This window comes from Myroides phaeus (assembly GCF_009799805.1).
Taxonomy (GTDB): domain Bacteria; phylum Bacteroidota; class Bacteroidia; order Flavobacteriales; family Flavobacteriaceae; genus Flavobacterium; species Flavobacterium phaeum_A.
This window is the reverse complement of sequence record NZ_CP047050.1, coordinates 2,248,136-2,262,728: the sequence shown is the minus strand read 5'-3', so window position 1 is coordinate 2,262,728 and position 14,593 is coordinate 2,248,136. Positions and strand designations below refer to the sequence as shown.

Genomic DNA, 14,593 nt, shown 5'->3' with positions numbered 1-14,593 from the left:
TTTAAAATTAGTTGCATTATTTCTTATCAAATCGTTCTAAATGGTTCTTTTAAGTGGTTTTGAAGGAAACACATCTTCTTATAACAGCCTTTTTTTTCGACAGAGATACTCCTTACACCGCCTACTGAAAACAACACAGTGACTAACCTCTGCATTAGCCACAAAAAAAGGCGTGATATACTCACGCCTTTTTTACTATAATTTTCTTCCGTTAATACTGATAGTCAGACGGAATCTGGTCTTCCATATACTCGCCTAAAACCTTGAAAAAACGGGTTGCTTGACGTACTTTTTCCAATGCTTGGTAATATTTCTCATAGTCGTTATTAACCAATACTACATTGGCGTGAAACGAATATTGAAACACACTTCCCGTAAGTGGAACCGATTGTATCTTACTCAAGTTTAAGTCGTGAGAAGCAAATATCTCTAAAACACGGTTTAAACTCCCCTTTTGGTGGTCGGTATAGAAATACAAACTTGCCTTGTTAAACCCTTCTACTTGCTTTGGCTGCTTGCTCAGCAGATAAAAGCGAGTATAATTATCATATACATCGTGAATGTTTTCTGCTAACACCTCTAAGCCGTACATCTCTGCCGCCAACATTGACCCAATAGATGCCACACCTTTATATTGGTTATTCTTGATGTTACGCGCACAAGTGGCCGTATCGTCCATCGCTAATCGCTTCCACGTTTCATATTGATCAAGAAAGTTTTCACATTGCAACAACGCCATTGGATGCGTCCGTACCTCCGAAATATCAGCTAACGATTGTCCTTCCAAAGCCAGTAAATTGTGCTTTATAGGCAACTTAACCTCTCCCCAGATATACAAGTCGTTCTTCGTCATCAAGGAATAATTTGGCAAAATAGACCCAGCTATTGAGTTCTCTATCGCCATCATACCATAATTTGCTTGTTCGTTAACTACTTGTTTAACAAGTGAGTTAAACGTGGGACTGTCCACAATCTCTACCGCTTCTTCTTTAAAAAATCGGTTCACTGCTTCGTGGTGAAAAGATCCCTTAATCCCTTGAATGACAACTGATTTCATAATTAATTCTTTTTGTGGTTAAATCAAGTTACCAAAGTTAAAAGATTCTCAGAAAAAACAGCTTTTTACGCATCTTATTTTTACTATTAATTAAGAGTAACTTATTTTAACGCTTTATCCTCATTTTCAAGCTATAACGAACACCTTCTTTTATGTGTAGGAATAGTTGTAATTTTCTCTTTTCTCTTATAAATCCGTTAAATTCAACGCCTATTTCAAAATCAATTCGTAATTTGGAACCTTATTAAAACCAACAATATCATGAGAAAACTAATGTTAATAGCAGCAATTGCGTTTGCTGTTCCAACGTTTGCCTATACTGACCTTACCAATTTAAAAACACCTATAGAAATGAAAGAAACGCCTAAAGACAAAAAAACAATCTACCAATTTAAAGTAACAGACCTTTATGGAGAGGAGTTTGACTTTGCTTCTTTAAAAGGAAAAAAGATCTTAATCGTAAACACAGCTTCTGAATGTGGATTGACACCGCAATACAAACAACTTCAAAGCTTGTATAACGAATACGGCGGAGACAACTTCGTAATCGTAGGTTTCCCTGCTAATAACTTTGGGGCACAAGAACCAGGAAGCAATGAGGAAATCGCTACTTTCTGTGAGCAAAACTACGGAGTAAGCTTTCCAATGATGTCTAAAATATCTGTAAAAGGTGCTGATATGGCTCCGATTTACGAGTTTTTGACTAAAAAATCAAAGAATGGTTACGCCGATAGTGAAGTAGAGTGGAATTTCCAAAAATACTTAATTGACGAAACAGGTCATTTAGTAAAAGTGGTAAACCCACGTATCTTGCCAACAGAGCCTGAAATTAAAGATTGGGTAAGAGCAAAATAAGGTTGCTTAACTACGATTTTTGCTTTGTTTGTTCGTATCTTTGGGTTTTAGTTTGTAATTATGACTTATCCAGAAATAGAATTAGCACAAAGCATTATTGAAATCTGTAAAGCAAAAAATATACAACGTATTATAATATCTCCAGGATCACGCAATGCCCCGCTTACAATCGGGTTTGCAAGTGATCCTTTTTTTACGTGTTATAGTATCGCTGATGAACGCTGTGCAGCTTTCTTTGGAATGGGAATAGCACAACAAGAGCAGTTTCCCATCGCTTTAGTATGTACTTCGGGTTCTGCCCTTTTAAACTACTATCCGGCTGTAGCAGAGGCTTTTTATAGCCAAATCCCCTTGATTGTTATTTCTGCTGATAGGCCTACTCAAAAAATAGATATCGGAGACGGACAAACGATTCGCCAACGCAATGTATATGAAAACCATATCCTTTATAGCGCTAACCTTCACGAAGATGCTAACGTAGAAAATGATATGCTGATCAACAATGCGATTAACACGGCAATTGCCAAAAAGGGTCCTGTACACATCAACGCGCCTTTTGAGGAACCGTTGTACAACACTGTGGACGCTTTAACGGTTACGCCTACGATTATAGATATGGAGGAACTACCTCCTGCTTTTAAAGACTACACTCCTTATGTAGAGGATTGGAACAAATCTGCAAAGAAACTGGTACTTGTTGGCGTGAATACGCCCCACGTACTAAGTGAGGCTATTGTCAATTGGTTAGCCAACGACCCTTCTGTGGTAGTGTTAACTGAAACGACGTCTAACCTACACCACCCAATGTTTATTGAGCATATCGACCGTATTATTACGACGTTCTCTCAAGAGGACTTTGAAAACTTACAGCCAGATATCTTGGTTACGTTTGGGGGAATGGTTGTTAGTAAACGCATCAAGGCTTTCTTGCGCAAATACAAACCAGGACAACACTGGCACATAGACACGCTACGTCATTACGACACGTACACTGCTTTAAATAAAACGGTATTCGAAACGCCTGAGGTATTCTTTGAAATGCTTCAAAACAATACGCAACCACTCGCTTCTCCTTATCAAGCGTGGATGTTGGGTATTGCAACACAGCGTTTGGCTAAGCACAATGCTTTTTTAAAAACAGTACCTTTCTCTGATTTAAAGGTATTTGAAGTGCTATTTGACCAATTGCCACAACATACGCAATTACAAATAAGCAATAGTTCTGCTATTCGCTATGCGCAATTACTTAAAATAGACTCGTCTGTTGAAGTATTTTGCAACAGGGGAACAAGTGGCATAGACGGAAGTACTTCTACGGCTATAGGGGCTGCTGTAGCTTCTAACAAGCCAACCGTACTGATTACAGGAGATATTAGCTTCCTTTATGACAGCAACGGATTGTGGAACAACTATATTCCAAGCAATTTTAAGATTGTATTGCTTAACAACCGCGGTGGTGGTATTTTTAGAATATTACCAGGACATAAGGAAAACGAAATATTTAATACCTTTTTTGAGACTTCTCACAACCACACAGCAGAGCATTTAGCGAAGATGTATGGCTTTAATTACCTTACGGCTGAAGATGAAGAACAGTTAAAAGAGGCTTCTAATCATTTCTGGAGCAACAATAACCAGCCTTGTATCTTAGAAGTTTTCACGCCAACACAAGTAAACAATGAGGTTTTAAGCAACTATTTTCGCAGTATGTAATTTTATCAAAAAATAGTACTTACATATTGTAATATTTGTTATCTTGTAGTCGTTAAAAAAAAAGTTATATGAGTAAAAGAGCCGAACTTATTAAAAAGTACGCTGCAGATCTTAAAGAGAAATGTGGTGTAACTCCAAACATGGAATTATTAGAAAAAGTAACTATTGGATGTGGTCCTTCTATTTACAACAAGGATTCTTCTACAGTAGCAAGTTCTTCTGAATCAGAATTAGCAACAGTTAAAAACAACTTCTTAATCAAGAAGTTAGGATTAAAAGATGATGCTAAATTAGATGCTGCTATTGCTAAAGTTATGGACCAATATGGTCAATCTAACAGAAATAAATACAGAGCTGTAGTATATTACTTACTAACAGTTCACTTCAAAAAAGAAAGTGTTTATAACAAATAGTACTATTGTGTACCAAGAAAAGCCACTATAATTAGTGGCTTTTTTTATGCCTTATTGCGAAATCGATTCGCATAAACAAATGTTTTTTATCTCTATATTTAGTTGTCTTTACTAATTCTAACAAATCTCTTAACCTACATAATAAACGCAAAATATTGTTTTACAACACAATACAATCCTTATTCAGACCTTCCTTCGGAACAGTTTCGGAAAAGTGCGAGACTTGTTCGCAAAACAGGGTACTTTTCCGAACAAGCCCTAACTCGTCCTTAAATCGTTCCCAAATAAAACACGGTAAAAAACAAAAAAGCCAACCCGTAAAGGATTGGCTTTCTTTAGAAATATAAATTTTAATAATTAAGATTCAAAACACACTAAATCAAGATGCTATTAAAAAATATTTCTAAGAACAAGAATTCGCCCGAGGGCTAACTCTTAGTTAATTAAAAAAAATATAAAATTGGGCTATGAAAAAAAAAAATTCACTGTTATCAGAATAGTTTGCCCTTTTATCAAGTTACAACTATTCTTTGGTATAAACCATTTCCCCTTGGTTAAAGACCTGTTCACGTTGTGGTAATCGCGCTACTGCTTCTGCAGAACAACTTGCTTTTACCAAAACAAAACTTGCCTCATCTCCTACTTTTGGCCATTGGCGCTCTCCTTTGTTTGAAAGAGGCAACACTTGGTCTTTTGTAGCTATTTGCAACGCTCTACTCAAGTGATAATCGTCTGTCCATCCGTATAATTCCGCACAGTACTTAGCTTTTTCAAGCATATCACAGCTTCCAAATGGTTGCCAGTGATCGATAATACTATCGGTTCCCGTCATCACTTTAACCTTGTGTTTGTACAAAGTCGGTATTGGCATTGTCATACGCCCGATAGGCACACTTGTAATTACCCCAATACCAAAGTGATTTAACTGTTCGGCTATGCTTTCCAGTTTATTTTGTTCTATTTGTGCCAACGCAAAACCGTGACTGATATAGGTACGTCCTTGTAATGCTTTGTTTTCACTTACTCTTTTAATCATATGTTCAATAGCCGGAAGCCCCGTAGATGCACCTTCGTGAAGGTGAATATCTACGCCTTTGTTGTAGTCCATTGCGATTTGAAACATAATGTCAAGCGATTTCTCCATATTCCCATCTACCGTAGTCGGATCTAATCCTCCTATGTAGTCAATCCCCATTTGTGCTGACTCGCGCAACAATGCTTCTGAATCTGAATACAGAATACCGTGTTGCGGAAAGGCAACTATCTCTGATTGGATAACCTCTTTTTTGTTAGATAAAGCAACTTGTAGATTCTCCAAACTCTTCACCCCACTTGTAGGGTCTATATTTGTTTGACATCTCGTAAAATACGTTCCTTGACTATTCATCAGGTCAATTGCCATTTCGGCTTTTTCAACTGATTTCTCTAATAGCCCAGGTAATATTCGCTGTTCAAGTGCTATCATATCCTTGACAGAATTACCCGGTCTGGGTTCTCCGTACCAACGTTCACCAAAAAACGTCTTATCAATATGGATATGCATATCCCTTAATCCTGGCAACATTAACAATCCGCCTGCGTCCATAGTGGCTACAGAAAACGACTTTATCCCTGCTTTGTCAATCGACTTAATAAGTCCATCAACAATATATAAGTCATACAACCCAGTTTGCGTTCCGTTTACTTGACCTTTGTCATTGTAAACAAAGTTGTTTTCTAAACGAACATTAAGCAAGGCGAATTCATTAACGTCTCCTAATTTTTGTTGTTGTTCTTCTTGTTGTTCCATTTGTGAATAGCCAACTGAAGGGACAAACAATCCTCCCGTTGCGGCAGTCGTTAACCCTAAAAATTGTTTTCTATTCATCATACTTTGAATTTATAGATTGTGGTGGTGTTTTAAAGTAACTGGTTCAAAACCTGGTTATTTATTCCTTTTCAACAACCACAAAGATAGAAGCCAACAAACAAGCTATATTGAGGTTTTATTCCTCTTTATTGTAATTTTTATAATTTGTTCTAAACTCCCCTGGAGTCACCCCCATTTGTCGTCTAAAAAAGTTATTGAAATAGCTGGTATCATTGAAAGACAAAGAAAAAGCGATTTCTTTTACAGACACATTAGTCGTTGTTAAAAGTCGCTTTGCTTCTAATAATATACGGTCCATAATAAGTGAACTTGCCGTAATTCCCAAGTATTTCTTACACAAAATATTTAGATAATTTGCTGTAATCTTTAATTCCTCAGCATAAAAAGCAACATTGCTGTGTACTCTAAAGTTTTTCTCGATTAACTCTTCAAAAGCCAAGATACTCTTGTCCATTGTATTCCAATCGATATCTGAATAAGCCGCTAAATAATCTTTTTGTAGGTATTTTAGCAATAGGTGAAAGCTCAATAAAGAAATCTCTTTATCCAACACTTTCTTTCCTTTCAAGCTTTTTTCCAACGCCTCTAACTGTGCTTTATACTTTTCGTAACTCGCCTTCTTTAATTGCAAGCAATTTGGTGCTCCCAATTGAAAAAACGGCAAGGCACTATAAGTAGCATTAAGCGTTTTTAAGATCATAGAAGAAAACATCATTTGATACCCAACAGTTTCCTGTTCTAACATCCAATAGTGTACTTGTTGTGGTCTTAAAAAATAAACTTGATAATCATCTACATTGTGAGTTTTAAAGTCGATATCGTGTATTCCTCCCCCATTTTCCACAAAAAAAACAAGATAAAAATCGTGCTTATGTGGCGCTATAAGGTCATTTCGCCCTTTCTCCGTGTGTTTAAATAATGTAATGTCCCAAGTAGCTTCTCCCAAAATATTTGAAGCAGACAAGGTTTCTATTTTTGTAGTATTAGCCAATTGTAGTAAGGTTTAAAAAATAAAGTAAATATGTTTCGAATAAAAGTATATAAAATCAAATACCTAATGAATAATATTTAGTTAAATATAACAAACATTCTCAATATGAGAATTTATATGAAGTAAAAACACCTCAATAACCCTAAAAAGTGCTTCCGGTTATCAGTGTTAAAAGTAAAAAGCTCATTCCGAAGAATGAGCTTTAAAGTGATATTAATTTAGTAAATGAATTAATTATTCGTTTCTAAGTGGAGTAAATAAATGCTTTTCTCTTTTTGTTTTTCTTCCTCTCATCCTTTACTATTACTGGCTTACCAGCTATTTAGCAACAAAAAAACAAGCGTTTTTGCGAACTTTACTCCTGACAAATAAAACGCTTTTTTTGTTAAATCACAAATTGTAGCAACAAATTTCTTATTTTTCTTTGTTGTCTTGGCATTTACAATGCTAAATTATTTAAGTAGAAACACTCATATTTAACAACTTACACCTATTGTTTATATGAAATAAATTGTCATTCCTATTTCGGACAGATGAATTACCCCTTCTTTTTTAGTTTTCAAAATTTGAATGTTGCCCCCTTATTTTTATCAGCACATAAAGTTTGAGACTTAAAAAACATCCGTTATTTAACACGTATAATTTCCTATTACAACGTTACTGTCTATTGTTAGTCTCCCATCACTTTATAAGTAGGGTCTTTTGCTATATTCACCTCAACCATATCTTTTGCGTTGTCTAACAAGCGATAACAGTCGTAACTCAAATGACGTAGGATTACTTTTTTATGGTGTGAAGCGTATAGTTTTGTCAACTTATTCACTGCTTCAATAGCCGACATATCTGCAATGCGCGACTCCTTAAAGTCGATGATTACTTCTTCTGGGTCTTCTAATGGGTTAAACTTTTCTGAGAAAGTAGCCGTTGATCCAAAAAATAGAGGTCCGTATATAGCATATACCTTCGCTCCGTTTTCATCAATAGATACACGTGCACGAATGCGTTTAGCGTTGTCCCAAGCGAATACTAAGGCAGAAATGATTACTCCCACAAACACCGCTAAAGCCAGATTGTGTAATATAATTGTGATAGCCGCTACGGTTATTCCCACAATGACATCGGCTTTGGGCATTTTAGTGATGAGTTTAAACGAAAACCACTTAAATGTTGTAATAGCCACAATCATCATTACTCCGACTAATGCCGCCATTGGTATTTGTTCAATAACGGGTGCGCCGACTAAAATAACCAGTAAAATGGTAACTGCACTTAGGATAGCAGATATACGTGTACGGCCACCTGAATTAAGGTTAACCAACGTTTGGGCTACCATTGCACACCCTCCCATTCCTCCAAAGAACCCGTTAATTACATTGGCATAACCTTGTGCTCTGGCTTCTTTATTGGTATCTCCTTTGGTATAGGTGATTTCATCTACCATATTTAACGTCAATAGGGATTCTATCAAACCAACGGCTGCCATAACAACTGAATATGGTAAGATGATTTTAAGCGTGTCTAAAGTAAAGGGAACACTTGGCAAGTGAAATTGGGGTAACGAACCGCTTACAGAGGCAATATCTGCTACGCGTTTGGTGTCGATTTGTAAAAAGAAAACGACTGCGGTTAGTACTAATATCGCCACTAATGACGAGGGAACTGCTTTTGTAATTTTAGGTAATCCCAGTACAATTCCAATGGTAAGCAAGGTAAGTCCGCCCATAACAAGTAACGGCATTCCTGACAACCACTGCGTTTGTCCGTCTACAACCACAGAAAATTGCTTCACCTGTGCCATAAAGATAATAACGGCTAATCCGTTTAAGAATCCATACATAACCGGTTGTGGAATAAGGCGCACAAACTTGCCGAGCTTGAATACTCCCACTAAAAACTGTATGATTCCGGCTACTATTACTGCGGCCAATAAATATTGTACACCTTCTGTACTGATTAACGCCATCATTACAACGATAGTTGCCCCTGCTCCACCAGCAATCATTCCGGGTCTTCCACCAAAGAAAGCGGTTACTATTCCCATTAAAAAAGCGGCATATAATCCCATTAAAGGCGACAACCCTGCTAAAATGGCAAATGATAACGACTCCGGAATCATTGTCATTGCAGAAGTTAGTCCGGCAAATATCTCGTTTTTATATCCGTATTTTCGAAGTGACTGAACCTCAGCCCACAATTCTTTCATAGTGTTCTATTGTTTAAAAAAGACTGCAAAAATACAGTAATACTCCCCTTTTCTCCTGTTATTTAACATTGGTATAAGTGTTATTTCACAGTGAAAAAACAGGAATAAAGTTAGTCATTAAGGTGTAGCGTACAACTGCCAATCGTTTGATCTACGTAATTATTTCCCAACCCTTTTGCATAAACAGACTTACTTTTTCTTATTCCAACTTGTCTATTGACTGAAAACGGAATACTTTTGACAAAATAAAAAAGTAAACGCATGAAAAGAATGTTAATGATAGTTGGTGCTTTGGCAATGATAAGCACTACAATGGTGGGGTGTAAAGATTCTGCTAAAAAAGCGGCACAACAACAAGCTGAAACTGTGGTTGTAGATGAAAAGGTGTTAATGGTAGATGGGGCTTATGTTTCTGAAGGATATACACAACGCGAAGAAGGATATGATTGGGTAAAAGTGATGGTTACTTCTACAGCTGCTGACGAGATTACAATTGCTGTTCGCTCTCGTGAGGACATCAAAAAACCAACGTGTACACTTGATGCGGTAGCTAAGAAAATTGGCGACCAAACGTACTTAGCGGAGTTAGAAGGTAAAAAAGTAAAGTTTACGTTTACGGATAAATCTCTTGCTATTGAAGCGAAAGATGAAGCAGATAACAATATCTTGTACTACTTCTGTTCGGGTGGTGCTTCTTTAAGAGGAACATACGAAAAAGTAAACGAGTAATTGTTTTATGATACAAAAGCACTTCTTTAGGAGGTGCTTTTTTTTTACTCTTAAGTGAGCTTGTACCAATAGTTTGTTCTCTGACCAGGCAACAAATAGTCCTTCTTTCTTACTTATTATGTTATTCTCCTTTGATTCTTATAACGTTATCGTGTTAAATTTATCCAAAAACATCAACGTCTTACTGCAACAACAAAAAAGAATACCTATTTTAGAGAAAATACCTGATAATAAAGAATATGAAATTCGTTTTCAACACTATAAGCTTACTGATTACAGTAGCTACATTCTCTCAAAATAACGTAAACGACCTAAAGAAATCTCCTCTTTTTGCCTATGAAGTAATGGATTTAGACAATATGGAGTATGCTAATGGGGACTTGCTTTGGCGCACATTTGAGAAGGATACTATCATTGATAAAAAATCTTTTAAAAAGTATAACCTTACTGGTATAAAGAACTTCGAGAAGGACTTAACGCGCAAGGAACTTTACTATTATGAGTCGTTTGACAAGAATACGTATGAGAAGTTAAATGACAACTTTACTAAGTTGCACTCGTTTAAAACAAATGTGGATACGCAACAAGGATTGTTGTTTGGACAAAAGACTACGATTAAAGTAATACAGTCTTCTACCATTGACGATTTATCGCTGGGAAACAATGCGGTGAGTACTTATACCGACTTGGCTAATCCTACGGCATCCGTAAAATTGTCTGTTCCTCATCAATGGGCTATTGAGGAGGATAACGACAATGCGAGTATCAAGCAGTTGTTTGGTGATTTCTTTACTAAACTCGCTGAGGGTATTCGCACCAACAAACAAACGTCTAATAAGCAGTTGAACAAAGTTGGCGATGAACTACAAGTGGTTTACAACGCAATAGCCTATGATGCTACAACGGGTAAGGCTACGCGAAAGGATACTTATATCAACGATTTTAAGGTGGTTAAAGAAGTGGAGAGCAACGGTAAAAAGGGGATTGTTATTGAGTTGAGAAACTCAAAGTCAGATGTTGTAACAAAGCAAACTGTTTTCTTAGACAACAACTTGTTTGTGTTTGACAATAACACGTCTATTCCAGCTAAAACGTACACTCGTAAAAAAGCGTTTAACGATAATGAGGGGCTTATTCTTGAAGGGGTTACAGATATAAAAGTGGGTGGTAGAACATTTCCTGCTATTCACAGATATACTACAAACGGATTGTTTTATACTAAAACATTGAACTTCTTCCCTGTTTACTTATCTGAAAAACACGGGGTTGAGAGCAGAATTAGCTATGCTAAGATTAACAATGTTGTTTATGGTAAAAAGATTAGTTTGTAAGTAGTAAAAGATGCAATGAGGTAGTGTATCGCGCTTTATATACACCTGATTAATTGTAGGTAAACACAGTGGTTGTCCTCCCTACGGATACATCATTTAAGTTTACTACGTTATCACCCACCACCGCTGTAGGGGTGAATTACTATTCACCCGCAATATTGTTTATTTATAAACAAACCTGCGTAATCCATATCCACAAAGGCGTTTCACACTCCACGCATCACCTTTTACGTTTTACGTTTCACTCTTCACGTTTCACGCATCACGTTCCAGATTTCCCCAAAAAAAGGGACACTCTACTGAGCATCCCTTTTGGTATATCTATTGGCGATTAACTGCCTTTTCGTATAATTCTTCGTATAGTGGCAACACTTTATCAATGCTGAATTTCTTAGCTACCTCACGTGCGTTCTTTTTAAAACTACATAACGTATCCTTGTCTTTCAATATCTTCAACGCGTTTTTCACCATATTATCCACATCTCTAACATCACTCAAGTATCCTGAAACTCCGTCTTCGTTAACCTCTGGTAGTCCTCCTGTATTACTTGAAATAACCGGTACACCCATTGCCATTGCTTCCAAAGCTGCAAGCCCGAAACTCTCCGTTTCCGATGGCAACAAGAACAAATCAGAATAAGATAAGATTGACTCAATCTCATTACTATTTCCAAAGAAGATGATCTTGTCGTAAATACCTAACTCCAACGCCATACGTTCTGCTGTTTCCTTTTCTGGTCCATCACCTACCAACATCAACTTAGCTGGTATTTCCTTTTGGATTCCGTAAAAAATAGATACAACATCATCAATGCGTTTTACCTTTCTAAAGTTACTGATATGCGTGATGATAAACTCGTCTTTACTTGCCATAGCACTACGCTTACACGGTGTATCGCCAGGGTCAAACTCTTTCACTTCAATGAAGTTTGGAATAACGTGAATCTCCTTTTTTGTGCCAAATAACGAGTGCGTTGATTGCTTAAGCGACTCAGAAACAGACGTTACAAAGTCTGAATTATTGATACTGAAGCTAACCGCTGTTTTGTAATTCGGGTGATTCCCCACAAGCGTAATGTCTGTACCGTGTAAAGTTGTAATCATTGGTAAGTCGATTCCCTCAGCTTTCAACATTTGCTTAGCCATAAAACCAGCATAAGCGTGAGGAATAGCGTAATGTACGTGTAATACGTCTATTTTAAACAACTTAACCATATCCACCAATTTACTTGTCAAAGCAAGTTCATACGGTTGATAGTGAAACAAAGGATATTCAGGTACGTTTACTTCGTGGTAATATATATTGGGATTTAGCAATGCCAAACGAACGGGTTGACTATAAGTGATAAAGTGCACTTCGTGATCTCTTTTTGCTAACTCCAATCCTAATTCAGTAGCGACTACTCCACTACCTCCAAACGTTGGATAGCATACGATTGCTATTTTCATAAATATTTAAAACATGGTTTTGAACTCTAAATATAAATCTATTATTCAAAAGGAATGCCGAATTATAGAAGTACTTTAATTTTTATGCTCACATTTAACATTATCACTCTTTATAGTAAGCGATTTTATTTAAACTTACACGCTAATTTAGAACGCACTACGCCTGTGATGGGCAGACTTTATCATTCTGATGGTATTTCACACAATACATACTTTTTTTTAACACTAAATAGTTGTCAATACCCCGGTTTATCCTAAATATCGTTGAACGTTTTATCTGACAAATACCCCTATTCATCGCTATTAAAGCCTTTTTTGAGGCTATCTGAAGAAAAAGATACTTTTTTACAATTAGCAAAACTTAAAAAGTGTATAAACTTTCGACAATAAAAGTCAATAAATTATTGAGTAAATAAAAATTTATTAAAAAATTACAGAATCAAAATAAATAACAAACAAAAATTACAGTAAAAAAAACAATTATTACACTAATATTAAAGTTCTATTTTTGATAAAAATTCATAATATGAACAAGTACATAACAACATCATTAGTCGCATTAGCAGCTATTGGAACACAAGCACAAGACATCAACATTAAAAAAAATGTGATAAATGTAAACAAGACTCCTGTTGCAAAGATTGAACGAGAGAAATTCCGTTACAAGATTAGTAGTTTAGACGGGCAAATGTATTTTTGGGCAGAAATCGTAAATAATGCTGATTCTGACAAGTTCTGGTTACAATTAACTGGTGAGAATGGTAATATTCACGATTTTGAAAACTTGAATAAGTCTGTTTCTTTGAGTAGAGAGAAGACTTTTGTTAATGCTGTTTTTCACAGTACACAAGGCTTAATTCCTGAAACTGGTTTTAATAAAGAGAATGTTGAAGCGCTATTCAAAACTGCTAACACAGAAATATCTGATAAGTGGAAAGAAATAGACAATACACGTCGTCAGCAAAAAACAGAGGAACAAAACCTTATTAAAGAAGATAAAATTACAATCACTGCTGCTGGTAATGTACTACGTGGTGATGAGAAAATTGGTACGATTAAAACGTTATCTGAAACACAAGTTTACACGAAGCATACGGCTACAATCTTTGATATTAAAGGAAATGAGATTGCTACAGTTAAGTATGATGAAGGTAGGATAACTAATGCTCGAAACGGTGTAAAAATTAATACGTTTGATTTTAAAGCAATTGATTTATACGACCTTAACTACTTTATGGATAAGGCAGAACCTGCAAAAGCTAACCAAGCGATTATTGCGAAACTTTATGCTAATGGGTATAAGTTAGGTGATATGACGCAGCAGATTAGCGATTATAAAAATGCTAAATATGCAGAGAGACAAGAAAAACACGAACAAAAAGTAGAGGAAAACAAGCAAAACTCATTAAACATCTATGATATTGAAGGGTATGTAATTGATAAAAAAGGAGTTAAACACGAAGGTTTGGTTACTATAGAGTTCGAATCTGTACAAAACAAAAGCAAGAACTCAGGAATTGCAGACCTTACAAGTTATGGAAACTCTGTATCTATTAAAGTAGGGAATAAAAAGATGTCGTTTAAAGCAAAGGACAATGTTGAATTTGGAGTACAAAAGGATCGTTTCCTTGGTTTAAGTACTTCAAGTGATGGTGGACTTAACAATTCGAATGGAGAGTTAGACCTTTTTGGTGGTTCAAATAAATTCTTACTTGTTGATTTTGAAAAGGATGGTAACTATGTGTTACACCATATTAAGACTCCAAACGATTATTACTTGTTTATCAAAGGACAGAAGAATGCTATCTACTTAGGTGATAAAGCTACTTTCGGTACAAGAAAACCTGAAGATGCTAAAAAACTTTTTGATAAGTATATGAACTGTAGCGCATTGAACTATGAAGACCACGATACTGTTTCTAAAGATGGGTTAATACAACTTATTGAAGCATATATTAAGGCTTGTAAATAATAATACAAAT

The 14,593-nt window shown here is 36.0% G+C and carries 11 protein-coding genes; 6 read left to right on the top strand and 5 right to left on the bottom strand.

What is annotated here, in order from left to right:
- Positions 1–211 precede the first annotated feature (211 nt).
- Entirely contained in the window at positions 212–1,057 is an 846-nt protein-coding gene (locus GQS07_RS10110; RefSeq protein ID WP_158210691.1) for a prephenate dehydratase, read from the bottom strand.
- A 261-nt stretch (positions 1,058–1,318) separates the two neighbouring features.
- Between GQS07_RS10110 and GQS07_RS10105 the strand changes: the two genes are divergently transcribed.
- The 3 genes from GQS07_RS10105 to GQS07_RS10095 all read left to right on the top strand — a co-directional run bounded on the left by GQS07_RS10105 (position 1,319) and on the right by GQS07_RS10095 (position 4,038).
- Positions 1,319–1,912, top strand: a complete 594-nt coding sequence (locus tag GQS07_RS10105; protein ID WP_158210690.1) for a glutathione peroxidase — start codon at positions 1,319–1,321, stop codon at positions 1,910–1,912.
- Positions 1,913–1,972: 60 nt separating this feature from the next.
- Positions 1,973–3,625: a 2-succinyl-5-enolpyruvyl-6-hydroxy-3-cyclohexene-1-carboxylic-acid synthase gene (gene menD, locus GQS07_RS10100; RefSeq protein ID WP_158210689.1), complete on the top strand. Its 1,653-nt coding sequence runs from the start codon at positions 1,973–1,975 to the stop codon at positions 3,623–3,625.
- Between the two features lie 68 nt (positions 3,626–3,693).
- Positions 3,694–4,038, top strand: coding sequence for a DUF2853 family protein (locus tag GQS07_RS10095; protein WP_158210688.1), 345 nt, complete (start codon positions 3,694–3,696; stop codon positions 4,036–4,038).
- Positions 4,039–4,561: 523 nt separating this feature from the next.
- On the opposite strand, the gene GQS07_RS10090 is transcribed toward GQS07_RS10095, so the two are convergent.
- The 3 genes from GQS07_RS10090 to GQS07_RS10080 form a co-directional block, all read right to left on the bottom strand.
- On the bottom strand, positions 4,562–5,908 hold the full coding sequence (locus tag GQS07_RS10090; RefSeq protein WP_158210687.1) for an amidohydrolase: 1,347 nt from the start codon (positions 5,906–5,908) through the stop codon (positions 4,562–4,564).
- Between the two features lie 115 nt (positions 5,909–6,023).
- Positions 6,024–6,899, bottom strand: a complete 876-nt coding sequence (locus GQS07_RS10085; protein ID WP_158210686.1) for an AraC family transcriptional regulator — start codon at positions 6,897–6,899, stop codon at positions 6,024–6,026.
- Positions 6,900–7,569: 670 nt separating this feature from the next.
- Entirely contained in the window at positions 7,570–9,102 is a 1,533-nt protein-coding gene (locus GQS07_RS10080; RefSeq protein ID WP_158210685.1) for a SulP family inorganic anion transporter, read from the bottom strand.
- 261 nt (positions 9,103–9,363) lie between these two features.
- Here GQS07_RS10080 and GQS07_RS10075 point away from each other — a divergent pair, with 261 nt between their 5' ends.
- Positions 9,364–9,831, top strand: coding sequence for a hypothetical protein (locus GQS07_RS10075; protein ID WP_158210684.1), 468 nt, complete (start codon positions 9,364–9,366; stop codon positions 9,829–9,831).
- Positions 9,832–10,070: 239 nt separating this feature from the next.
- Positions 10,071–11,162, top strand: coding sequence for a hypothetical protein (locus GQS07_RS10070; RefSeq protein WP_158210683.1), 1,092 nt, complete (start codon positions 10,071–10,073; stop codon positions 11,160–11,162).
- 321 nt (positions 11,163–11,483) lie between these two features.
- Here GQS07_RS10070 and bshA read toward each other — a convergent pair whose 3' ends face one another.
- Entirely contained in the window at positions 11,484–12,611 is a 1,128-nt protein-coding gene (gene bshA, locus GQS07_RS10065; protein ID WP_158210682.1) for an N-acetyl-alpha-D-glucosaminyl L-malate synthase BshA, read from the bottom strand.
- A 526-nt stretch (positions 12,612–13,137) separates the two neighbouring features.
- Here bshA and GQS07_RS10060 point away from each other — a divergent pair.
- Positions 13,138–14,583, top strand: coding sequence for a hypothetical protein (locus GQS07_RS10060; RefSeq protein ID WP_158210681.1), 1,446 nt, complete (start codon positions 13,138–13,140; stop codon positions 14,581–14,583).
- The last annotated feature ends 10 nt before the right edge of the window (positions 14,584–14,593 follow it).

Bases quoted from the DNA above. Each gene is read 5' to 3' on its own strand.
- GQS07_RS10110 (WP_158210691.1), bottom strand. From the start codon at position 1,057: ATGAAATCAGTTGTCATTCAAGGGATTAAGGGATCTTTTCACCACGAA.
- GQS07_RS10105 (WP_158210690.1), top strand. From the start codon at position 1,319: ATGAGAAAACTAATGTTAATAGCAGCAATTGCGTTTGCTGTTCCAACG.
- menD (WP_158210689.1), top strand. From the start codon at position 1,973: ATGACTTATCCAGAAATAGAATTAGCACAAAGCATTATTGAAATCTGT.
- GQS07_RS10095 (WP_158210688.1), top strand. From the start codon at position 3,694: ATGAGTAAAAGAGCCGAACTTATTAAAAAGTACGCTGCAGATCTTAAA.
- GQS07_RS10090 (WP_158210687.1), bottom strand. From the start codon at position 5,908: ATGATGAATAGAAAACAATTTTTAGGGTTAACGACTGCCGCAACGGGA.
- GQS07_RS10080 (WP_158210685.1), bottom strand. From the start codon at position 9,102: ATGAAAGAATTGTGGGCTGAGGTTCAGTCACTTCGAAAATACGGATAT.
- GQS07_RS10075 (WP_158210684.1), top strand. From the start codon at position 9,364: ATGAAAAGAATGTTAATGATAGTTGGTGCTTTGGCAATGATAAGCACT.
- GQS07_RS10070 (WP_158210683.1), top strand. From the start codon at position 10,071: ATGAAATTCGTTTTCAACACTATAAGCTTACTGATTACAGTAGCTACA.
- bshA (WP_158210682.1), bottom strand. From the start codon at position 12,611: ATGAAAATAGCAATCGTATGCTATCCAACGTTTGGAGGTAGTGGAGTA.
- GQS07_RS10060 (WP_158210681.1), top strand. From the start codon at position 13,138: ATGAACAAGTACATAACAACATCATTAGTCGCATTAGCAGCTATTGGA.